At 72.1% G+C, this 21,161-nt stretch carries 20 protein-coding genes and 1 tRNA gene; 13 read left to right on the plus strand and 8 right to left on the minus strand.

Features of this window, described 5'->3' with window-relative positions; translation table 11 throughout:
- Window positions 1-231 precede the first annotated feature (231 nt).
- Both ACIO1C_RS10745 and ACIO1C_RS10750 read right to left on the minus strand, forming a co-directional pair.
- Window positions 232-1,011, minus strand: a complete 780-nt coding sequence (locus ACIO1C_RS10745) for a hypothetical protein (RefSeq protein WP_401860861.1) — start codon at window positions 1,009-1,011, stop codon at window positions 232-234.
- Window positions 1,011-1,631, minus strand: coding sequence for a hypothetical protein (locus ACIO1C_RS10750; protein WP_401860864.1), 621 nt, complete (start codon window positions 1,629-1,631; stop codon window positions 1,011-1,013). The genes ACIO1C_RS10745 and ACIO1C_RS10750 overlap by 1 nt, the downstream gene beginning before the upstream one ends.
- 112 nt (window positions 1,632-1,743) lie before the next feature.
- Between ACIO1C_RS10750 and ACIO1C_RS10755 the strand changes: the two genes are divergently transcribed.
- On the plus strand, window positions 1,744-2,241 hold the full coding sequence (locus ACIO1C_RS10755; RefSeq protein WP_401860867.1) for a GNAT family N-acetyltransferase: 498 nt from the start codon (window positions 1,744-1,746) through the stop codon (window positions 2,239-2,241).
- A 46-nt stretch (window positions 2,242-2,287) separates the two neighbouring features.
- Here the strand turns inward: ACIO1C_RS10755 and ACIO1C_RS10760 are convergent, their stop codons facing one another.
- The gene (locus tag ACIO1C_RS10760; protein WP_401860868.1) at window positions 2,288-4,339 is read right to left on the minus strand and encodes a DHA2 family efflux MFS transporter permease subunit; all 2,052 of its coding nucleotides are present in this window, start codon (window positions 4,337-4,339) and stop codon (window positions 2,288-2,290) included.
- A 1,253-nt stretch (window positions 4,340-5,592) separates the two neighbouring features.
- Between ACIO1C_RS10760 and ACIO1C_RS10765 the strand changes: the two genes are divergently transcribed.
- From ACIO1C_RS10765 to ACIO1C_RS10800, 8 genes are all read left to right on the plus strand, one after another.
- A complete protein-coding gene (locus tag ACIO1C_RS10765; protein ID WP_401860871.1) occupies window positions 5,593-6,249 on the plus strand; it encodes a peptidoglycan-binding protein in 657 nt (218 codons plus the stop codon).
- A 97-nt stretch (window positions 6,250-6,346) separates the two neighbouring features.
- On the plus strand, window positions 6,347-7,024 hold the full coding sequence (locus ACIO1C_RS10770) for an HAD-IA family hydrolase (protein WP_401860873.1): 678 nt from the start codon (window positions 6,347-6,349) through the stop codon (window positions 7,022-7,024).
- A gap of 370 nt (window positions 7,025-7,394) precedes the next feature.
- Entirely contained in the window at window positions 7,395-8,048 is a 654-nt protein-coding gene (locus tag ACIO1C_RS10775) for an HNH endonuclease family protein (protein WP_401860876.1), read from the plus strand.
- Window positions 8,049-8,178: 130 nt separating this feature from the next.
- Entirely contained in the window at window positions 8,179-9,873 is a 1,695-nt protein-coding gene (locus ACIO1C_RS10780) for an alkaline phosphatase D family protein (RefSeq protein ID WP_401860879.1), read from the plus strand.
- A gap of 248 nt (window positions 9,874-10,121) precedes the next feature.
- The gene (locus tag ACIO1C_RS10785) at window positions 10,122-12,287 is read left to right on the plus strand and encodes an FAD/NAD(P)-binding protein (protein WP_401860882.1); all 2,166 of its coding nucleotides are present in this window, start codon (window positions 10,122-10,124) and stop codon (window positions 12,285-12,287) included.
- Between the two features lie 64 nt (window positions 12,288-12,351).
- On the plus strand, window positions 12,352-12,807 hold the full coding sequence (locus ACIO1C_RS10790; RefSeq protein WP_401860885.1) for a DoxX family protein: 456 nt from the start codon (window positions 12,352-12,354) through the stop codon (window positions 12,805-12,807).
- A gap of 260 nt (window positions 12,808-13,067) precedes the next feature.
- Entirely contained in the window at window positions 13,068-13,781 is a 714-nt protein-coding gene (locus ACIO1C_RS10795) for a DedA family protein (RefSeq protein ID WP_401860888.1), read from the plus strand.
- Between the two features lie 82 nt (window positions 13,782-13,863).
- Window positions 13,864-14,721 carry a phosphotransferase gene (locus ACIO1C_RS10800; RefSeq protein WP_401860889.1) on the plus strand — a complete coding sequence of 286 codons (858 nt, stop codon included), beginning with the start codon at window positions 13,864-13,866 and terminating at the stop codon, window positions 14,719-14,721.
- Here ACIO1C_RS10800 and ACIO1C_RS10805 read toward each other — a convergent pair whose 3' ends face one another.
- Entirely contained in the window at window positions 14,722-14,979 is a 258-nt protein-coding gene (locus ACIO1C_RS10805; protein WP_401860892.1) for a DUF2277 domain-containing protein, read from the minus strand. It abuts the gene before it with no gap.
- Window positions 14,980-15,053: 74 nt separating this feature from the next.
- Between ACIO1C_RS10805 and ACIO1C_RS10810 the strand changes: the two genes are divergently transcribed.
- Window positions 15,054-15,563, plus strand: coding sequence for a PaaI family thioesterase (locus tag ACIO1C_RS10810; protein ID WP_401860895.1), 510 nt, complete (start codon window positions 15,054-15,056; stop codon window positions 15,561-15,563).
- A gap of 51 nt (window positions 15,564-15,614) precedes the next feature.
- On the opposite strand, the gene ACIO1C_RS10815 is transcribed toward ACIO1C_RS10810, so the two are convergent.
- Complete coding sequence (locus ACIO1C_RS10815) at window positions 15,615-16,058, minus strand: winged helix-turn-helix transcriptional regulator (RefSeq protein ID WP_401860897.1); 444 nt, start codon at window positions 16,056-16,058, stop codon at window positions 15,615-15,617.
- 113 nt (window positions 16,059-16,171) lie between these two features.
- Between ACIO1C_RS10815 and sigJ the strand changes: the two genes are divergently transcribed.
- Entirely contained in the window at window positions 16,172-17,161 is a 990-nt protein-coding gene (sigJ, locus tag ACIO1C_RS10820; protein WP_401860900.1) for an RNA polymerase sigma factor SigJ, read from the plus strand.
- Window position 17,162: 1 nt separating this feature from the next.
- On the opposite strand, the gene ACIO1C_RS10825 is transcribed toward sigJ, so the two are convergent.
- From ACIO1C_RS10825 to ACIO1C_RS10835, 3 genes are all read right to left on the minus strand, one after another.
- Window positions 17,163-17,435 carry a DUF4873 domain-containing protein gene (locus ACIO1C_RS10825; protein WP_401860903.1) on the minus strand — a complete coding sequence of 91 codons (273 nt, stop codon included), beginning with the start codon at window positions 17,433-17,435 and terminating at the stop codon, window positions 17,163-17,165.
- 94 nt (window positions 17,436-17,529) lie between these two features.
- Window positions 17,530-18,594, minus strand: a complete 1,065-nt coding sequence (locus ACIO1C_RS10830) for an HNH endonuclease (protein WP_401860905.1) — start codon at window positions 18,592-18,594, stop codon at window positions 17,530-17,532.
- 47 nt (window positions 18,595-18,641) lie between these two features.
- A tRNA-Val gene (locus tag ACIO1C_RS10835) sits at window positions 18,642-18,716 on the minus strand.
- A gap of 206 nt (window positions 18,717-18,922) precedes the next feature.
- Between ACIO1C_RS10835 and ACIO1C_RS10840 the strand changes: the two genes are divergently transcribed.
- Both ACIO1C_RS10840 and ACIO1C_RS10845 read left to right on the plus strand, forming a co-directional pair.
- A complete protein-coding gene (locus ACIO1C_RS10840) occupies window positions 18,923-19,723 on the plus strand; it encodes a DUF4097 family beta strand repeat-containing protein (RefSeq protein WP_401860907.1) in 801 nt (266 codons plus the stop codon).
- A 73-nt stretch (window positions 19,724-19,796) separates the two neighbouring features.
- Window positions 19,797-21,161, plus strand: coding sequence for a hypothetical protein (locus ACIO1C_RS10845; RefSeq protein ID WP_401860909.1), 1,365 nt, complete (start codon window positions 19,797-19,799; stop codon window positions 21,159-21,161).

The raw sequence follows: 21,161 nt of genomic DNA on the forward strand, positions 1-21,161 counted from the left end.
CATGTCTTCGGCACGCACGTCGGCAGAGACGGACCCGGCGGGACCCGGGTCACTCCAGAAAGGAATCCTGCACCCCGGCGCGCCCCGGCCCGAACCACGACGCGCCCGCGAGCGGTGCGCGGACACGCGGATGTGCGGACATGCGGAAGGGAGGCGGCGGGCCGTCCCTTGCCCGCCGCCTCCTGGTCTGTTCACGGCCGCGCCCGTCGGGGCGCGTGCCTCAGCCGCGCGTCAGATGCGCAACAGCCGTTCCGTCACCTCGCGGTAGCTCTGGAGAGCGAGCCGGAGGTCCTCGGTGTCCTTGCCGCCGTCCTTGTCCTGACCGGAGGTGTCCCAGTCGGCGCGCAGGGAACGGGGGCGCTCGGCGAGCACCTTGCTCAGCCGCTCGGCGGTCTCCTCCAGCACGCCCGCGGCCTCCTCGACGGAGCGCCGGGGCCCGTCGACGAAGGAGCTGAGCGCGTCCTGGAGACGCTGGTTCAGCTTGTCGCTCTCGTCCTGCGGGAAGAACCGGGCCTTGGTGTGGTCGGCCTTGCCGGAGGTGGGCGCCTTGCCGGTGGCGGTGCCGGTGGCCGTGCCGGCCGAGGTTCCGGTCGACGGGCGGGTGGCCGTGCCGGTCGACGAACGGTCCGTGCCGGTCGAGGTGGCGGACTGCGTACGGTCAGTACCGGTCGACGTGCGGTCGGTGCCGCTCGCCGTGCGGTCGGTACCGGGCGACGTGCGGTCGGTACCGGGCGACGTGCGGTCCGCGCCTGTCGACGTGCGGTCCGTGGCGGTGTCCGCGTTGCCGCGCGACGGGGACTCCGGCGTACGGACGGGGCGCTTCACCTCGCGGCCTCCTCGTACCTCGGGGGTGGCGGGGGGCCCGGTCGGCCGCTCGGCGCCGGTGGTGCCGGTGTCGGCCGTACGGTCCGCGGTGCTCGTACGGTCCGCGGTGTTCGCCCGGTCGGGGCGGGTGCCGTTCGTACCGTCGGTGTTGTCGGTCTTATCGGTGGTGTTCGGGTCGTACGTCATCACGCACCACTCCCTTTGGGTCGCAGTGAAAGGTTCCGGTTCCGGCCGGCGCTCCCGTGGCGGATGCCACCGCTCTCGTCGGGACGGGCCAGGATCAGCTGTTCGAAGAGCCGGCGCGCGCCGACCATGGCCTCGCGCAGTTCTTCCGTGCTCGCGCCGCTTCCGGCGTCGGAGGCCACGTGGTGGACCGTCCGGTAGCCGTCCACCTCGTGCGCGTGATGGACGGAGAGGGCGTCGAGCTGGTCGTCGTACGCCGTGTCGGGGTAGCCGCGCTCCGCCGCGAGCCGGGCCAACAGTTGGTCGGCCTGGGCGACGGCCTCCTGGGGGGCGTCGACAAAACGCTCCTGGAGTCCGGCCCAGCCGGCCACGTACTGCTCGCGCTGCTCGGCGGAGAGGGGCTGGGTCCGCAGGTCGCCGTGGCGGCTGACCCGCTCGGCCAGTTCGTGCTCGGCGGCCTTGGTGTCACCGTCGTGCCGCGCCACGGCGCGGTCGTACTCCGGGCCGAACCGGCGCTTGAGCCCGCCCCGCCCGTTTCCCTTGCCGGGTCCGGCGTACAGGACGGCGCCGACAATGATCACGAAGACCACGATCAGACCGATGACGATCAGGACTGTGGACATGGTTGCCTTCCTGTTTCTCTACTCGTCCCGGCTCGTAAGTAAGTGCTTCTGACATTCGGGTTGCCCGTAATCCGTTGGCCAAACGGTCCGGGGCGCCGGTAGGGAATGGACCATGAACTGGTCCGTACGCCCCGAGTCGTTCACCACCCCGGAGGCGACCCGCCTGCGCCGCGCCTACTACGCCGAGGTGGCGAGCCGCTACTGGCACCGGCCGGCGACGGAGGCGGAGATCGACGCCGGGCTCGCCGACGACCCGCCGGACCTCCTGGTGCCGCCGACCGGGGAGTTCGTGGTGGGGAGGTACGGCGGCGAGGCGGCGGCGTGCGGCGGACTGCGGCTGCCGGCGGGGCGGACGGGTCTCCCGTCGGCCGAACTGACGCGCGTGTACGTGACCCCGGCCGCACGCGGCACCGGCGGTGGCGGCGCGCTGCTCGCGGCCCTGGAGGCCGCCGCGCGGCGGCTGGGCGCGCGGCGGATCGTGCTCGACACCCGGCTCGACCTGGTGGAGGCGCGGGGGTTGTACGGGAAGCACGGTTACGGGGAGATCCCGGCGTACGGGGAGCCGGGACCGTACAGCGAGATCTGGTACGGCAAGCAGCTCACCGACTGACCCGGCGCGAACCCGGCCCGGCAACAAGCCTCGCGTGCCGGTCCGTTCAGGCGGCGTGGTCCCTCGGCGCGTCCGGGCCGCGCGGGCGTTCGCCGTCGGAACCGCACAGCTCCGCCGTGAGCTCCCGTACCAACTGCACGAGGTCCGTGGGCCGTTGGGGGGTCCACCAGTCCCCCAGCAGCTCCGCCAGGGACTCCGAGCGAGCCTCCGCCAGCACCTCGCCCGCCTCTACTCCCTCCTCGGAGAGGGTCAGTTGAACACCCTCGCGGCGGACGAGCCCGTGTTCCTCCAGCTGGCGGGCGGCGTCGGTGATGACCGTGACCGGCAGGGGGACGGAGTCGGCGAGCAGGCCGGGCTCGACCGCGCCCTGGCGCCGGATCCGCAGCAGCAGCCAGCTCGCGGCGGGCAGGAGGTCGTACCCCGCCTTCGCGGTGATGTCCACGTAGATCCGGCGGCGGCCCTCGCGCGTCCCGAGGACGGACAGGGCGCGGGCGACCTCGTCGTGGGAGGAGCGTTCGACGGGGTTGGCGGCCAGGGTCTGGCTGGCCTCCGGCGCGGTCACCGAGCCGCGCAGCGTGTCCTCCTTGAGGAACCACGCGACGACGAAGGCGAGCAGGACGACCGGCACGGCGTACAGGAACACGTCGGTGATGGAGGAGGCGTACGCGTGCAGGACGTCGGGGCGCAGGGCGGCGGGCAGCCGGGTGACGGCGCGCGGGTCCTCGGCCAGGCGGTCGGGGCTGACGCCGGGGGGCAGCGCGCGGCCGGCGAGGGAGTCGTTGAGCTTGCTGTGGAGGAGGTTGGTGAAGATCGTGCCGAAGATGGCGACGCCGAAGGAGGAGCCGATGGACCGGAAGAAGGTGGCGCCGGAGGTGGCGACGCCGAGGTCCTGGTAGCTGACGGAGTTCTGCACGACCACGATCAGGACCTGCATGACCATGCCGAGGCCCGCGCCGAAGACGAAGAAGTAGGCGCTCATCTCCCAGGTGCCGCTGGTCTCCTTGAGCTGGTGGAGCAGGAGGAGTCCGACGGCGGTGACGCCGGTGCCGAGGATCGGGAAGACCTTCCAGCGGCCGGTGCGGCTGACGATCTGGCCGGATCCGGTGGAGGTGATGAGCAGCCCGGCCACGAGCGGCAGCATGTGCACGCCGGAGAGGGTGGGGGTGACGCCCTGGACGACCTGGAGGAACGTCGGGAGGAAGGTCAGCGCCCCGAACATGGCGAAGCCGACGACGAAGCTGATGACCGCGACGAGCGTGAAGGTCCTGATACGGAAGAGACGCAGCGGCAGGACGGGCTCGGCGGCGCGCCGCTCGACGCGGAGGAAGACGGCGAGCAGGACGAGGCCGACGACGGCGAGCGTGATGATCTGCGGGGAGCCCCAGGCCCAGGTGGAGCCGCCGAGGGAGGCGACGAGGACGAGGCTGGTGGCGACGGACGCGATGAGGAGCGTGCCGAGGTAGTCGATCGTGTGTTTGGTCCGGCGTACCGGGATGTGCAGGACGGCGGAGATGACGAGCAGCGCGACGATCCCGATCGGGAGGTTGATGTAGAAGACCCAGCGCCAGCTGAGGTGCTGGGTGAAGAACCCGCCGAGGAGCGGGCCGAGGACGCTGGTCGTACCGAAGACGGCACCGAACAGGCCCTGGTACTTGCCGCGTTCGCGCGGCGAGACGATGTCGCCGACGATCGCCATGGAGAGCACGATCAGCCCGCCGCCGCCGAGGCCCTGGAGGGCGCGGAAGGCGATGAGCTGGGGAAGGTTCTGGGAGATGCCGCACAGAACGGACCCCACGAGAAAAATGACGATGGCGGTCTGGAAGAGCTTCTTGCGGCCGTACTGGTCGCCGAGCTTGCCCCAGAGGGGGGTGGCGGCGGTCGAGGCGAGCAGGTAGGCGGTGACGACCCAGGAGAGGTGGTCGAGGCCGCCGAGCTCGCTGACGATGGTGGGGAGGGCCGTGGAGACGATGGTCTGGTCGAGCGCGGCGAGGAGAAGGCCCATGAGGAGGGCGCTGATGGCGGCCAGTACGGTCCGCGGACTCTGCCCCTCACCGGGCACGGGACTCGCGGCCCGCTCACCCGCGTCCTGAGCTGCCATGCCCCGCCTCCTCCGCTTCCCCCCGCACCGCCCTGCCCCCGCCGGGCCTCCATCCCGCCCATCCTGCCCATCTTGACCGCTGTGTCCCGGTATGACCCGCCAAAGCCCCGGCAGGTCACCCAGCCGCCGACACGGCCCGGGGAGAGGGCCTGCATAATCGCCGGTTCAAGGGGAGGGGATCCACTTTGAACGACGAACGGAACGGGTACGCGGGGGCGGGGCCCGGCGATTCCGCGCGGCCGGACGCGGGGCCGGCCGCGCGGCCGGGCACCGCGCCCGGGACGGAGCCGGCCGCGGGCCCCGGCACCGCGTCAGCCTCCGGGCCGGAGACAGCGGCCGGGCCGGGCGGCGGGCCGAGCGCGCAGTCGGGCACGGCGGCGCGCACGGAGCCGGCTGCCGGGGCGGCCGGCGGGCTTGGCACGGGAGCGGCCGGCGCGCTTGGCGCGGGAGCAGTCGCCGGGCCCGGCACGCGGTCCGGCGCGGCAGCGCACGCGAAGTCAGCCACCGTAACGACCGGTGGGCCGAGCGCGGGGTCGGCCACGCAGTCGACCGCTGGGCCGAGGCGCGGAAAGGTCCGAGGGGCGGCCGTGGGGTCAATCGCCGGACCCGGCGCGGAGGCGGCCGCAGAAGCGAAGGCGGCGCTGGGCGCCGGACCGGCCGCGGGAACGAACTCGGGGCCGGGCGCCGGACCGGGCCCGGGGGCGGGCGCGGAAGCAAACGCCGGGCCGGCCTCGAAGTCGGCCGCAGGGCCGGGCGCGGGAGCGAGCGTCGGACCCGCCGCCGGGCCTGGCACGGGACCCGGTGCTGGGCCGAACGCCGGACCTGGCACGGAAACCTCCGCCGAATTGAACGCCCTACCCGGCAGGGGAGTTGGCGCCGGGCCCTGGGTCGGGCCGGGTGCGGCGTCAGGTGGGGCCGGGCAGCCGGCCGGCGGGGAAGTCGCGGCCCGGCTCTGTCCCGAGTGTGGGACCGCGACCGCCGTGGGAGGCGGGCCCGGGTGCTTCTGTGCCGGGCGGGTCGCCCGGGCCCATCGGGCCGGGCGGAGTCAGGAGATCGCCGCCGCCGAGGTCTTCGACGAGCGGCGCGTTCGGCCGTACGTGTCCCTTCCGACCGGGAACGACGAGACACGTGCGCCGTTTGTGACGGCCGGTCCGTTGCCTCCCCTGGCGGCGCCCGTTCCGTACGGCACCCCGCCGCGTGCCGCGCCGCCGCGCGATGCCTTGGCGCCGGGCCGCCGACGCCCCCTCAAGGCCGTGGTGCTGGGCGCAGCCGCCGTCGCGGTGGTCGGGACGGCGGCGTTCGCCGGGGGGCTGTTCTCCGGCGAGGACGCCGACCCCGCGCACGTGGACGAGAGTCTCGCGGGTTCCCGGCCGACGGCGTCCGCCCCCGACGTCGCGTTGTCGGGGGAGCCGAGCGAGGCCCCGCCGCGTTCCGCGTCCCCGGACGTGACCAACAACCCCGGCTCCGCACCCTCCGCCTCGGAACCGGCGAAGACCTCCGCCCCGCCGAAGGCCGTACCACCGGAAAGCCCCGCGGCCACCGCCTCCCCCACCGGCCGCCCGGCCGGCGAACCGCCCCGGACGTCCGCGCCTCCCGCCGCCCTGACGGGCGGTGCCCTGCGTCTCGGCGACTCCGGTCCCGAGGTCGTCGACCTCCAGCAGCGCCTGGCGGGGATACGGCTCTACCAGGGCGCCCCGGACGGCCGGTTCGACCAGCGCGTGCAGGTGGCGGTCGCGGCGTACCAGATCTACCGGAAGATCGGCGGCGACCCGCGCGGCGTGTACGGCCCGGACACGCGCCGGTCCCTGGAAGCCGAGGCAGGGGCGGGCAGCGGGGCCGGGCAGGGGCAAGGGCAAGGGCAGGGAAACGGGCCCGGGCGCGATCACCAGGGCCCCGGACGACGCCACTGACCCACTTTGTATAATGACTGAACAAAGCGGCTCCGCCCGTACTCCCTGACCGGCGGTCGGAGCCGCTTGCCTCTTCTCCCGCCCCTGGAGCACCCCGATGCCGGCCACCACCACGCCCGCCGCGACCGTCCTGACGACCCGTGGCCTCCTCCTGGACATGGACGGCACCCTCGTCAACTCCGACGCCGTGGTGGAGCGCTGGTGGCGGCGCTGGGCGGTCGAGCACGGCCTGGACCCGGACGAGGCCCTCAAGGTCGTCCACGGACGCCAGGGACACGCCACCATGGCCGTCCTGCTCCCGGACCGCCCGGTGGAACAGAACCTCGCCGACAACCGCGTGATGCTCGCCCAGGAGACCGCCGACACGGACGGCGTGGTCCCCGTCCCCGGCGCCCCCGCCTTCATGGCGTCCCTCGCCGGACTGCCCCACGCGCTGGTCACGTCGGCGGACGAGACCCTCGCCACGACCCGCATGAAGGCCGCCGCCCTCCCCCTCCCCGCCCTCCGCGTCACGGCGGAGTCGGTCACCACCAGCAAGCCCCACCCCGAGGGCTTCCTCAAGGGCGCGGCGGCCCTCGGCCTGGACCCGGCGGACTGCGTGGCGTTCGAGGACTCGGAAGCGGGCATCACGGCGGCCCGCGCGGCGGGCATGCGCGTGGTGGGCATCGGCCCCCGCGCCCTGCCCCACTCCCCCACGGCCCACGCGGAGGACCTCACGCACGTCCGCGTGGAAGCCCTCCCGGACGGCGGGATCCTCCTCCACATCACCGCCTGACCACCGCCTGACGGCAGGGGCGCACCGCCGGACCCACGGCCCGCCGGACCCACGGCCCGCCGCCCCCCCCCCCCCGGCGACCGGCACGCACCGCCGCCGCCGCCCCGGCCACCCTCCCCGCGGCGGCCCCACGGCTGCCCGACGGCCGCCCGACGGCCGCCCGACCGCGGCCCCGCGCCCCCCGCACGCCCCCCACCATGGCCCAACAACCCCCAGACCACCGCGAATCAACGCGCGTCCACCTCTTGATATGACGTGCACATGTCGTCACGCTGTTACCTGACGCCCACCCCCACGAAACCCGCCACCGCAACGATGGCGGGCGGTCGTCGTACAGCCCTCTCCGCACCCCCACCACAAGGGAGTTCGCATGTCTGGTGTCTACGCGCGTGGAATTCGCCGCACCGCCGTCCTCGCCGTCTCCGCCGCCCTCGCCGCGGCCGCCACGCTGCTCACCGCACCCACCGCCCAGGCCGCGCTCCCCACGCCGGTCAGCGCCGCCACCGCCCGTACGTACCTCACGCAGTTGACGGTGAAGGCGGAAGGTTCCTCCAGCGGTTACAGCCGCGACCTGTTCCCGCACTGGATCACCCAGTCCGGCGCCTGCAACACCCGGGAGGTCGTGCTCAAGCGCGACGGTACGAACGTCGTCCAGGACTCCAGCTGTGCCGCCACCAGCGGCAAGTGGTTCTCGGTGTACGACGGCGCCACCTGGTCCGCCGCCGCCGACGTGGACATCGACCACATGGTGCCGCTCGCCGAGGCCTGGCGTTCCGGCGCGAGCAGTTGGACCACCTCCCAGCGGCAGTCCTTCGCCAACGACCTGACGCGGCCCCAGCTCATCGCCGTCACGGACAACGTCAACCAGTCCAAGGGCGACCAGGACCCGGCCACCTGGCTGCCGTCCGTCACCTCGTACCGCTGCACGTACATCCGCGCCTGGGTGCAGGTGAAGTACTACTGGAAGCTGTCGATCGACTCGGCGGAGAAGAGCGCGCTCCAGTCGATCCTGAACGGCTGCTGACCGACGGCGAACGGGCCACGAACAGGCCACGGACCGGAGAATTTCTCCCGGTCCGCGCCCTGATCACCCGCCCCACTCGCCACGTCCCTCCGTCGTTCCGTACCGTACGGAACGACGGAGGAGGGCACACATGACCGGGCTGCGCCTGGGACCACTGCTGCGGTACGTCGACTGGGACGGCCGCGGCACCGCGACCGTCTGGGTCGAGACCGACCGGCCGTGCACCGCCGAAGTGCGGTGCGAGGACGGGGCGTACGGCACCTCGCGTACGTTCACCGTCGCCGGGCACCACTACGCCCTGATCCCGGTGACCGGGCTGACCCCCGGCACCGCCACCCCCTACGAGGTGGTGCTCGACGACCACCGCGTCTGGCCGCCCGAGGAGTCCCGCTTCCCGCCGAGCGTGATCCGCAGCCCCGCCGCGGACGCCACCGACCTGCGGGTCTCCTTCGGCTCCTGCCGCTGGGCCTCCCCGCCGCACGGCGAGCCCGACCCGGTCGGCCCCGACGCCCTCGACACCCTCGCGCTGCGCATCGCCGCCGAGACCTCCGCGACCGGCGAGACCCTCGCGACGGGCCCGGACAGCCGGGGGCGCGAACGCCCCGACGTCCTCCTCCTCATAGGTGACCAGGTCTACGCGGACGAGACCTCGAAGGCGACGCAGAGCTGGCTGGCGAAACGCCGGGACCTGAGCGAACCGCCCGGCGAACAGGTCGCGGACTACCAGGAGTACAGCCATCTGTACGACGAGTCCTGGGGCGACCCCGACGTCCGCTGGCTGCTCTCCACCGTCCCCAGCTGCATGATCTTCGACGACCACGACCTGATCGACGACTGGAACACCAGCGACGCCTGGGTCTCCGACATGCGCGAGAAGCCCTGGTGGCAGGAGCGCGTCCTCAGCGGGCTGATGTCGTACTGGGTCTACCAGCACCTCGGCAACCTCTCCCCCGCCGAACTGGAGACGGACGAGGTGTACGCGGAGGTCCGCGCCCGGTCGGACGGCACGGACCGGCTCCGGGAGTTCGCCGCCGAGGCCGACCGCGATCCGGCGGGGGTGCGCTGGAGCTACCGGCGCGACTTCGGCCGTACGCGACTGGTCATGGTCGACTCCCGGGCCGCGCGCGTCCTGAAGGAGAGCGAGCGCGCGATGCTCGACGAGGGCGAGGAGCGGTGGGTCCGCGAACAGGCCCTCGACGGGCGGGGATCGTACGACCATCTCCTCGTCGGTACGTCACTGCCCTGGCTGCTCCCGCCCTTCATCCACGACGTCGAGTCCTGGGACTCCGCCCTCTGCGGCGGTGAACGCGGGGCGCGCTGGGCGCGGTTCGGCGAATGGCTGCGCCGGGCGGCCGACCTGGAGCACTGGGCGGCCTTTCCCAAGTCGTTCGAGAAACTGGCCGCGTTGATCGCGGAGGCCGGCAGTGGTCCCGGCGCGCCGGCGACCGTGTGTGTGCTGTCGGGGGACGTGCATCACGCGTACATCGCGGAACCGCGTTGGACGGACGGCTCGGGCGGACCGGACGCGCACGTCGTCCAGTTGACCTGTTCGCCGGTGCACAACTCCATCCCCGCCTCGATGAAGATCGGTTTCCGGTTCGGCTGGAGCCTGCTGGGCCGGGGGCTGGGACGCGCGCTCAAGCGGCACGGCCGGGTGGGCCGCTCGTCCGTCGCGTGGCGCAGGACGGGCGGGCCCTGGTTCGGCAACCAGCTGATGACGCTGACGCTGCGTGGCCGGTCCGCCGATCTGAGGCTGGATCACGCGCTCGCGAGGGAGAAGGGCGCCGAGTTGGTGACCGTACAGGAGCGGTCCCTGACTCCGTGACCTCCTGATTCCGTGCCCCCCCTGACTCCCGGACACGGCGGGCGGCCCGGGCAGGGGGACGGCCCGAGCAAGCGCGTCGGAGGCGGGCAGGGGGGGACGGCGGCGGGCCGCCCGGGGCGCCGAATGTGCGATCCGCACAAACTCTTTCCCGAACCCCCTTGATTTCCTTGCCCCAACCCCTCCGTGATCCTTCCCACAGAGGGTGATCCCCCGCCCAAGGGTTCGACTCCCGGCGCACCAGCGGCATGATGAGCGGACGATCCGCTTCCAGTGGCGGCCTTCCCTTCCTCCACCCCCCATGTCCCGGGAGCCACAGCTTGTCCGATGTACGGCAGCCCCTGCCCCACTCCCTCGCCGTCGTCGGCGCCGGCCCCCGCGGCACCTCGGTTCTCGAAAGACTGTGCGCGTCCGTGCCCGAACTCGCCCCGGACGTGCGGCTGACGGTGCACGTGGTCGACCCGGAGCCGCCGGGCCCCGGCCGCGTCTGGCGCACCGACCAGCCCGCCGAGCTGCTGATGAACACGGTCGCCTCGCAGGTCACCGTGTTCACCGACGCGACGGTGGCGTGCGAGGGGCCGATACGGCCCGGCCCGAGTCTGTACGAGTGGGCCGTGGACCGGCCCGGCGAACGCCTCGGCCCCGACGACTACCCGAGCCGGGCCTCGTACGGCCGCTATCTGGAGTGGGCGTTCCGGCGTACGGCCGACCACGCCCCGGAGAACGTGACGGTGGTGGTGCACCGGGCGCGGGCGATCCGTCTCGATGACGACCTCACGGATCTGACGGACCCGGCGGACGTGACCGACATGTCCGCTCCGGAGAACACGGACGCGAACGACCCGAGCGGTGCGGGGCACCCCACTCTCCGCGGCCCCCGCTCCCGGCCCCGCCAGATCCTCACCCTCGACGACGGGACCACGCTCTCCGGCCTCTCCGCCGTGGTGCTCGCTCAAGGTCACCTACCGGTGATTTTCGGTCAGACCCAGGCTGTACTCGCGGAGTATGCGGAGCGTCACCGTCTGCGCTACGTCCCGCCCTCGAATCCCGCCGATGTCGACCTTTCTGGGATCGCTCCCAGCGAACCGGTGCTCCTGCGCGGGCTCGGTCTCAACTTTTTCGACCACATGGCGCTGCTGACGGCGGGCCGTGGCGGGATCTTTGCTCGTGACACCGAGGGTGTCCTCGTATACCACCCGTCGGGCCGCGAGCCCGAGTTGTACGCGGGATCGCGGCGCGGGATCCCGTACCAGGCGCGCGGGGACAACGCGAAGGGCCCCTCCGAGCGGCACCGCCCGCTGGTGCTGACGCCGGACGTGATCGCGGCGTTCCGCAAGCGCGCGGACGACGGCGACCGGCCGGACTTCCTGACGGAGATATGGCCGCTGGTCGCCAAGGAGGTGGAGGCGGTCTTCTACGGCACGCTCCTGGCCACGGCCACCGGCCACACCCCGGCCGGCTCTTCCCTTCTGACGCCGCGTTCCCCCGATTGCTCCGGCTCTCCCTCCTCCCCCGACGCCCCGCCCTCGTTCCTGGACCGCTTCCTCGCGGCGCCGCACGGCAGCCCGCAGGAGTCCGCCGTCCTGGACGACGCCGGGTTCGAGGCCGCCGAACGCTGGTCCTGGGACCGGATCTCCCGCCCGTACGGCGGCCGGGTCTTCCTCGACCCCGCCGATCACCGCGCCTGGCTGCTGACCCATCTGCGCCGGGACGCCGCCGAAGCGGCGCTCGGCAATGTGGCGGGTCCGGTCAAGGCGGCCCTGGACGTCCTGCGCGACCTGCGCAACGAACTGCGGCTGATCGTGGACCACGCCGGCCTGTCCGGTTCCTCCCGGCGCGACCATCTCGACCGCTGGTACACGCCGTTGAACGCCTTCCTCTCCATCGGCCCGCCCCGCCGCCGCGTCGAGGAGATGACCGCTCTGATCGAGGCGGGCGTGCTCGACGTGATCGGGCCGCGGATGAACGTACGGGTGCAGGACGGGGTGTTCCTCGCCGAGTCCCCCGAGGTGCCGGGATCGGCCGTACGGGCCACGACCCTCGTGGAGGCCAGGCTCCCGGAACCGGATCTGCGGCGCGGCGTCGACCCGTTGCTCTCGCGACTGCTGAAGACCGGTCAGTGCCGGCCGCACACCGTCGGTGGTTACGAGACGGGTGGCCTGGATGTAACACGTCGCCCGTACCACCTGATCGACCGCCAGGGGGAGGCCCACCCGCGGAGGTTCGCGCTCGGCGTGCCGACCGAGGGAGTGCACTGGGTGACGGCGGCGGGCGCGCGACCGGGCGTCGACTCCGTGATGCTCTCGGAGACCGACGCAGTGGCACGTGCCACCTTGGACATCCTGGTCAGAGGCGTGAAACAGGACGCGGCGCGAATTGATCGCCGCCCAAATGTTGAACTTGCAAGCATCGATTAGGGATACCTAACGTGAGGGAGCCTCTCATCGGTCCAGACCATTGATCGAAGGAGTACAACCCCCCATGAATGCTCGCCTCAACCACGCGCAGCCCTACGCACTCGGACTGTTCCGGGTGGTCGTCGGACTCCTCTTCGCGTTCCACGGAGCGTCCTCGGTCTTCGGACTCTTCGGCAAGGACGCCACCTCGGCCGGTACGTGGCCGGGTTGGTACGCCGCCGTCATCGAACTGGTCGGCGGCGCGCTCATCCTGCTCGGCCTCGGGACCAGGACCGCCGCCTTCATCTCCTCGGGCTCGATGGCGTACGCGTACTTCACCGTGCACCAGCCGGAAGCGCTCCTCCCCATCCAGAACCAGGGCGAGGGCGCGGCCATATTCTGCTGGGCGTTCCTGCTGATCGTCTTCACCGGCCCGGGGGCCTTCGCCCTGGACCAGCTCTTCACCTCACGCGGTTCCGCCGGCGCGGGTCGCGGGTCGGGGGAGGAGCGGAAGGAGCAGCCGGAGCCGGTGGCCGCCTGATCCCGTACCCCCGCGTCCTTCTTGTGACGGCGCCCGGACCTTCGGCCGAAGGTCCGGGCGCCGTCACGCCCGGGCACGGCCACCTCTACGGACCGTCAAGCCCGTAAGGGCACGGTCCCGGGAAAGGCTGGAAATTCCGGGCACCCCGGCGCGTCGCCCCGTACCCTTCAGGCGTACGCTGTATGGCTGGCAAGCTGCTCCTGTCTGCACTCCTGCGACTACGCGGCGTTGGTCACAGGATCGGGCGGGGAGTCGGAAAAGTGTTGGACAGTTTGGGGTCGCTGACGGGCAGCCCATGGATCTACGCCGTCGTGGCTCTTTCCGTACTTCTGGACGTGTTTCTGCCCGTTCTGCCGAGCGGCGTGCTGGTGATCACGGCCGCGACAGCGGCGGCCGCCGGTACGAGCACGGTGGTCAGCGCCGCCGACCAGGTGGCCCGCGTACCGCGCGAGGTGCCCTCGCTCCTCATCCTGATGTTCTGCGCGGCCGGCGCGTCCGTCCTCGGCGACCTGGCGGCCTTCCGGCTCGCCTGGCGCGGCGGGGACCGGCTGGACCGGGCCATCGCGCGCTCCCGCCGGCTGACCACCGCCCAGGAACGTCTCGGCGGCGCGCTCAGCGCGGGCGGCGGCGCCCTGGTCGTCATCGCGCGCTTCGCGCCGGCGGGCCGCTCGGTGGTGTCCCTCGGCGCGGGCGCGGCGCACGGCAAGGTGAAGGAGTTCCTGCCCTGGTCGGCGCTGGCGGCCGTCGCGTGGACCGGGTACAGCGTGGGTCTCGGCTACTTCGGCGGCCAGTGGCTGGGCGCGAGCTGGGTGGGCGCGGCGCTGTCCGTCCTGGCGCTGTTCGCGGCGGGCTCGCTGGCCGCGTATCTCATGCGGCGGCCGGCGCAGGAGGCGGCGGAAGCGGGACGGGGAGAGGCGGGCCTGGCGGAGGCGCGCTTGGCGGAGTCCGTACAGGTGCCTGTCCAGGCGCAGTAGGCGGCTGATGACCGATCCGCGACAAGCCCACGCCGCCGCTCGCGCGATCGCAGCGACGACACTGGGGCGCGACCCCGGCCCGATGACCATCGCTGACAGTGCCTCCCACCACGTCTACGTCGGCGCGGACGTCGTCGTGAAGATCATCGATGCCGCCGGCCACTCCCGGCTGAACCGGGAGATCGCGCTCGCACCCCACCTGCCCACCGGCCTCACCGCCCCTCTCCTCGGCAGCGGGCTCCACCGGCTGGGGACGCGCGAGATCCGCTACGCCTGCTACGCCCGGGTGCCGGGGACACCTCCCGGCATGGGCCTGCCCGGTACGGACGCGGCGACCGCGCGCCTGCTGGCGGAGGAGGCGGTCCGGCGGCTGGACGGACTGCACGGCTGGACACCGGCGGGCCACGTCGAACAGACGCTGAGGGAACCCCTCGACCACGGTGGGTTCGCCGGCCGGGCCGCCCTCTCCGCCGAGCTGGAGCATTTCGACGCCCTGGACCGGGACGGGACCGTACCGCCTCATCTGCTCGACGGCCTGAAGGCGATCGCGCGGCACGCGCCCCCGCACGCGACGGCGGCCGTCCCGGTTCACGCGGACTGCCACTGGGGCAACTGGCTCGCGGACGGTCGCGGCGTGACGGCCCTGCTCGACTTCGAATGGGCACGCTTCGGCGAACCGGCCGACGACTGGTTCTTCCTGGCGCGGTTCAGCGGACCGCACAGGGAGACCGTTCTCGACGTCGTCGCCAGGGCGACGGACACCTCCCTGGAAGCCCTCAGAACCGATTGCGAGGTCCGGGAAGCGGCCCATCTCGCTTCCGACCTGCGCGTCGCGCTCGAACACCCGGAGGCGCATGCGCGGATGGCGGCGGAGAGGCTCCACGCCCTGGAGGAACTGGTCGTCGGGCGCCACTGGTGGCGCCGTACCCAGCTGGGCTGACTAAGCGGTGGCGGCGTCCATGGCGGTCTCGGTGGCCGCCCGCTTGGAGCCGCCCCGTACCTCGATGCCCTGGAGCAGCCTCGCCGTGGCCTCCGCGATCTCGTCGACGGCCTGCGTGAAGACCTCGCGGTTGTGGGCGGCGGGCTCGCGGAAGCCGGACACCTTGCGTACGTACTGGAGGGCGGCGGCCCTGATGTCGTCCTCGGTGGCCTCTTCGGGGAGGACGGGCGGACGGAGGGTCTTGATGCTGCGGCACATGCTTCCAGTGTGCCGCGTTCGGCGGCCGGGCAGAAACTGGTCAGTCACAAAACTGAACTGATAAATTCGCCCGCATGACTCTCCTTGACCCGGTCGATCCGGTTGATGGACCCGCTCCGGTTGATGGACCCGCTCCGGCCGCTCCGGTTGATCTGTCCACCCTGACCGGACTCGAACTCCTCCGCTGGGCCCAGAAGCAGCCCGGGGACGTGCCGTCCATCGGGCGGCTGCTGGGAATGACGTTCGACGAGGTCGAGGAGGGACGGGTGGTCATGTCCCTCAGCACGCGCCCGGACTTCTCCAATCCGCTCGGCTCGGTGCACGGCGGTATCGCCGCCGCCCTGCTCGACTCGGTCGTGGGCTGCGCGGTGCACTCGACGCTGCCCGCCGGTGTCGGTTTCACGACGCTGGAGCTGAAGGTGAACTACATCCGTACGGTCGCCCTCGACGCGGGCCGGCTGACCGCCGAGGGTTCCACGATCCACGTGGGGCGGCGCACCGCGACCGCGGAGGGCCGGGTCACGGACAAGCGCGGCAAGCTGGTCGCCCACGCGACGACGACCTGCCTGATCCTGCGCCCGTAGGGCGGTGGCCGGACCAGGAGCGGAGGGTGGTCGGGCCCGCACCGGCGGCGGTCAGGCCCGTACCGAGGGGATCATCCGGCGCGGGTCGATGGCCTCGCCGCAGTCCGGGCAGGACAGTTCGGGCGCGATGGTGTGCCCGCAGGTCTCGTGCCGCAGCCGTACGGGCGGGCCGTCGTCGCCCGCCATCCACCGGTCGCCCCAGGTGAGCAGCGAGATGATCACGGGATAGAGGCCCACGCCCTTCTCGGTCAGCCGGTACTCGTACCGCTCCGGCCGCTCCTGGTACCGCACCCGCCGCAGCACCCCGTGCTCCACGAGGGTGCCGAGCCGCTCGGTGAGCACCGGCCGCGAGGCGCCCGTACGCCTCCGGAAGTCCTCGAACCGCCGTACCCCCGCGAAGGCGTCCCGCAGCACGAGCAGCGTCCAGCGGTCCCCCACCACGGACAACGCCCGGGCGATCGAACAGTCCACCTCGCCGATCTCGCTCCACCGCATGCCCCGAGTGTAGAAGGACGACACTCAGGCACGGCCACGCGCGCACGGCCGGGATGTCACACTCCGGGGCGCCGGCGGCTCTCAGGGGGGAACGGCGCGAAGAGGAGGCCACGATGCCCGACACGACCAGCAAAGAGCCGGCGAAGAACACCGCCACCACCCCGGCCACTCCCCCCACTCCCCCCACGTCCCCCACGCCCACGCAGGTGTTCACCGACCACCGCGAGCTGCTCTTCTCCCTCGTCTACAACATGCTCGGCAGCGTGGCCGACACCGAGGACGTCCTCCAGGAGACCTGGCTCGCGTGGGCGTCCAGGAGCGCGGCGCCGGACGCGGCCCCCGTGGACCACCCGAGGGCCTATCTCGTACGGATCGCGGTGAACGGGGCCGTGGCCCGCCGCGCGGCCATCACCCGCCGCCGTGAGACGTACGTGGGCTCCTGGCTGCCGGAACCGCTCGTCACCGCGCCCGCGGGCGCCCTCGGCCCGGCGGCGGACACCGGGGACGCCGCCGAGGCGGCCGAGCGCGCCGAATCCGTCTCGCTGGCGATGATGGTGGTGCTGGAGACGCTCACCCCGCTGGAACGCGCGGTGTTCGTCCTGCACGAGGTGTTCGGCTACGCGCACACCGAGACGGCCGGCATCCTGGGCCGTACCCCCGCCGCCGTACGCCAACTCGCCCACCGCGCACGGGAACACGTCCAGGCCCGGCGCCCCCGCTACCGCGCCGAGCCGAAACTGCGGCAGCAGGTCACCGAACGTTTTGTGGCCGCGGCCTTCGGCGGCGACCTGGAGGCGCTGCTCCGGCTGCTCGCCCCTGACGTCACGCTCTGGAGCGACGGCGGAGGCAAGTCCAAGGCGGCGGGCCCCCGCCCGATCCACGGCAGCGACAACGTGGCCCGCCTGCTGGTCGCCCGCGCCGCCCACGCGCCCGCGGACCTCGACATCCGCTACCGGCAGGTCAACGGGGACCCGTCGGCGGTGCTGTTCAGCGGGGAGTCCCCGTTCGCGGTGCTGGTGGTCGACCTGACCCCGGAAGGGGACCGGGTGAGCGACATCTACAACATCACAAACCCAGACAAACTAACGACCCTGAACTCCTGAACTAGAAAGGAATGGCACCGTTCCCAGAAATCCGCAGCCGCCCGCTGCCGATGGCGGTGGTCGTGGCGACGACAACCCCCTCCTGCCCGTCGGGCAGCCGGATCGTCACGTCCCCGCTCTCCATGGCCGCGAGGAAACCCTCCGCCACCTCACCGGTCTGCGCACTGCCGCCCCACTGCCTGACGTCACCGCTCCGGCTGCCGCTCAACGTCGCGACGACCTCGATCGTGGAGTCCCCGGCGATTAGGGTCGCGGGCCCCTGATAGTTACTCATCCCCCCAGTGTGCGCCCCACCGCGTCCACGACCCGCCACCTGCGCCCAGATCGGTTGTTGTGCACCGACGCCGATGTCAGCAGCAGATGTCAGATCACGGGTTCGGCATCTGCTCGTCAGCCGCCCTGCGCGGTCGTGCGATGGCTTCCGCCGCACGGCTGTCGACTGCACGCTTTTGCTCTATCGACGCCCGAAGCTCCCCAGGAGTCGGCCAGGGCGCGCGCCGGTGGATCATGCGGTGACAGTTGGCGCATATGAGGGCAAGATCGCCCAGCTTGGTCCGCCCCTCCCCCGCTACGTGGAGGGGAAGGACGTGATGGCACTCGATATACCCCGCGCCACGGTCCCCGTAGACCCTCTCGAAGTCGAAGCCGCACGCCTCGCAGGCGAGCCGTCCGCCCCGCTGAAGAACAGAAGCGATCTTCCTTTTGCGCAGACCCTTGTTCCGTTCACGCGCCATGTGCCGGCGCATGAGCAATCGCCCTTCGGGCGCGCTGTGGTCGTCGTCGAACTCCTCGTCCCCAGTCACCGCGAGGGACCGTAGATCGCCCGTCTCGATGCCCTGGCGGATGAGTCGCGCAGCCTCGGTCATCTCGTCCGGCCGGGCAAGGAACTCGTTCAGTACAGCAACGTCTAGCACGCCGCCGTTGGTGGGCTTGCCCTGGTACGCCGGGTGCCGGGTGGCAATGTCAAACGTCTTGCGAGCGACACCGTTGGAGTTGCGGAACTTCTCGTTGCGCTCCGCTTCAGCATGGATGGGAAGCAGCTGGAGCAGGTCAGACAGCTCCACCACACGGCTGTCCTGGGCGTCCAGTCCCTTCCAGTCGTTCGCCATCACCAGCTGGCAGGCGAGGATGATCTCGTCGCGGGCCCAATCCGGGTTCTGGATGGCCTTGACCTGGAAGCCCGCCCGCTTGAGCCATGCCACGGCGTGGTCCTTGCCCCCGCTGAACTCATGCGGCGCAAGGGCCCGTCCCTGGTCCCACTGGTGCGCCACCCCGGCAATCGCCTTGGAGTCGTACTTCCGCTCCTCGTGCACCAGGACGTACGACCGCGCCTCTCCGAAGCCGTACTTGGCCAGGAAGGCAACACGCCCCAGTTCATCGTGCTCAGCCAGGGTCTTGAGCACGGACTCCCGTGTGATCGCTCCTCTGCGCATGACGGAAGAGTACGGGCCCCAGCCTTGATCGACTGAGGCCTTTTTGCTGGTGGGCGCGGACGGGTTCGAACCGCCGACATCTGCTTTGTAAGAGCAGCGCTCTACCCCTGAGCTACGCACCCGTGGATGAGGCAACAGCGTACATGGACAAGGGGGCCGGGCCGCAAACCAGTAGGTGTGGGGTGGGGGCGGGGTGGCGGGTGCGGGGGTTAGCCCCACCCTCAAGACGGTGGGCGGCCGGATCGGCTGGGGTGGGGTGGCGTTCGTACGGTGGGAGGGCAGGCGGGAGACCTGCGCGGGATTACAGGATTACTGGGGGACGATCATCGTGGACGCATTTTCTGACCGCACCAACCGCCGGGCCCGTGGCCGAGTTCGCGCGCTGCTCGCCCTCGGGGGTGGGGCGCTGCTCGCGTTCGCCGTCACCGGGTGCGGCGGTGGGTCGGACGCGTCCGACGCGCCCGCCGAGCACCGGTCCTTCGCCTTCTCCGGCAAGAAGCTGACCATCGACGCGGGGAACTCGTCGGTCACCCTCGTCCCCGCCGACGTGAAGACCGTGGACGTGACCCGGCAGGTCGACGGCTGGGTGTTCATGGGGAGCGGGCCCGACGCCGAGTGGCGGATGTCGGGCGACACGCTCACGCTCCGCGTGAAGTGCGACGCCGTCGCGAGTGACTGCGAGGGGCAGCACCGGGTGAAGGTGCCGCGCGGCGTCGCCGTGAGCGTCGAGGCGGACAACGGGAAGGTCCTCGCCACCGGGTTCGACACCGCGCTGAGCCTGACCGCGCGGAACGGGTCCGTGACCGTCAGGGACTCCAGCGGGACGCTCGACCTGGGCAGCGACAACGGCAAGATCGTCGCCGAGGGCGTCAGCGCCAGGACGGTCAGCGCCAAGGCGGACAACGGGTCCATCCGCCTCGCGCTCACCGCCGTGCCCGACTCCGTGGACACCTCCAGCGACAACGGCAAGATCGTCATCGATCTGCCCAGGTCGAAGGCGTCGTACGCGGTGACCGCCGACAGCGACAACGGCAAGGCCGACGTCGACGTACCGACCGACAAGAACAGCACGCACGTGGTGAAGGCGCGCAGCGACAACGGACAAGTCACGGTCCGAAGCGCGAACTAACGGACCCGTGTGTTCGTCCTTACCTGGTGGGAGAATGGACCAGGGCAGGGCGAACTCGGCACGGGAGAGGGATGTGACGGCGACACACGCGCAGCCGCACGTAAGAGCGAAGGCGAGTGCCGTCCGTGATGTCCTCACGGTGCTGCTGCTGCCGGTCCCCCTGGCGATCGCGCTCCTGCCGGGGGCGTTCGCCGGCGGGGGGACGCGGCGCTGGTTCGGGGGCCGCGGCGAGAGCCAGCGGGCCGACGCGCAGGCGGCGAAGGACGCCGCCGCGGCCGCCTTCTACGAGCTGGACACCGCCCAGCGCGATCTGCGGATCTCGATCGAGACGATCACCGCGGTGGACAGCTCGCCGGGCGCCCGGCGCGCCGTGAGCGACTTCACCGCCCTCGGACAGCGGATCGACGAGGTCAGCAGCGGCTACATCAGCGCGGTCGACGCGTACGACCTGGACCGGGACGACCTGGATCCGTCGAGCGTCGCCAAGGCGCGTACGGAGCTGACGAAGGCCAAGGACGAGCTGGACCGGGTCAAGGGCGACCTCGACCGGTTCGAGCAGGGGCTCGGGCCGCTGCTGGACAAGGCCGAGACCCAGCTCGCCCGCCTCGCGCCCGCCGTGGAGCGGGCCCGGCAGGGGCTGCTGGCCGCCAGCAACGCGCTCGACGCCGTACGGACCTCGGGGCTGCGGGCGGACGACCTCGCCTCCCGGCTCGCCCAGCTCGGCCCCGAGCTGACGAAGCTGAACCAGGGCGCCGGGCAGCACGGCGTGACGGAGACCCTCCAGCGCGCGGACCAGGTGCTGCGGGACGCCGAGGCGGTACGGGCCGAGGCGGACCGCCTTCCCGAGCGGGCCAGGGAGATAGACCGCCGGCTGGTGTCGCTCCGTACCCGCGCCCAGGCGCTCACCACCCGCGCGGGCTCCGTGGAGCCGATCCTCAGCGAGCTGCGCCGCCGTTTCACCGCCGAGTGCTGGCAGGACCTCCAGCACGTTCCCGACCACGCGGCCACCAGCGTCCGCCAGGCCGAGGAGAAGCTCAAGGAGGCGGGCAAGGCGCGCGAGGAGCAGCGGTGGCCGGACGCGACGGCGCTGCTCGGCACGGTACGGGCGCTGCTGAACAGTACGGACGAGGCGGTGTCCGCGGCCGGTGACCGGTTGCAGCGGCTGAACGCCGTGTCCAAGGACCCGCAGCACGAGATCGACCGCACCAGGTTCGCGATCCGCGACGCGCAGCGGCTGGCCATGGCCGGCCGGAGCGTACCGGAGCCGCGCCACGCCCGGCCGCTGGACGAGTCCGTGGCCCGGCTGGACCGGGCGGTGGCGGGTCTGGAGGGCCGGCATCCCGACTACTGGCACTTCCTGACCGAGACCGAGGCGGTACGGCAGTCGGTGGCGCATGTGGTGTCCGACATCCGTGAGGAGCGCGGGGCGGGGGCCTGA

Origin of the sequence: Streptomyces sp. NPDC087420, assembly GCF_044744165.1 — a bacterium.
Classification (GTDB): domain Bacteria; phylum Actinomycetota; class Actinomycetes; order Streptomycetales; family Streptomycetaceae; genus Streptomyces.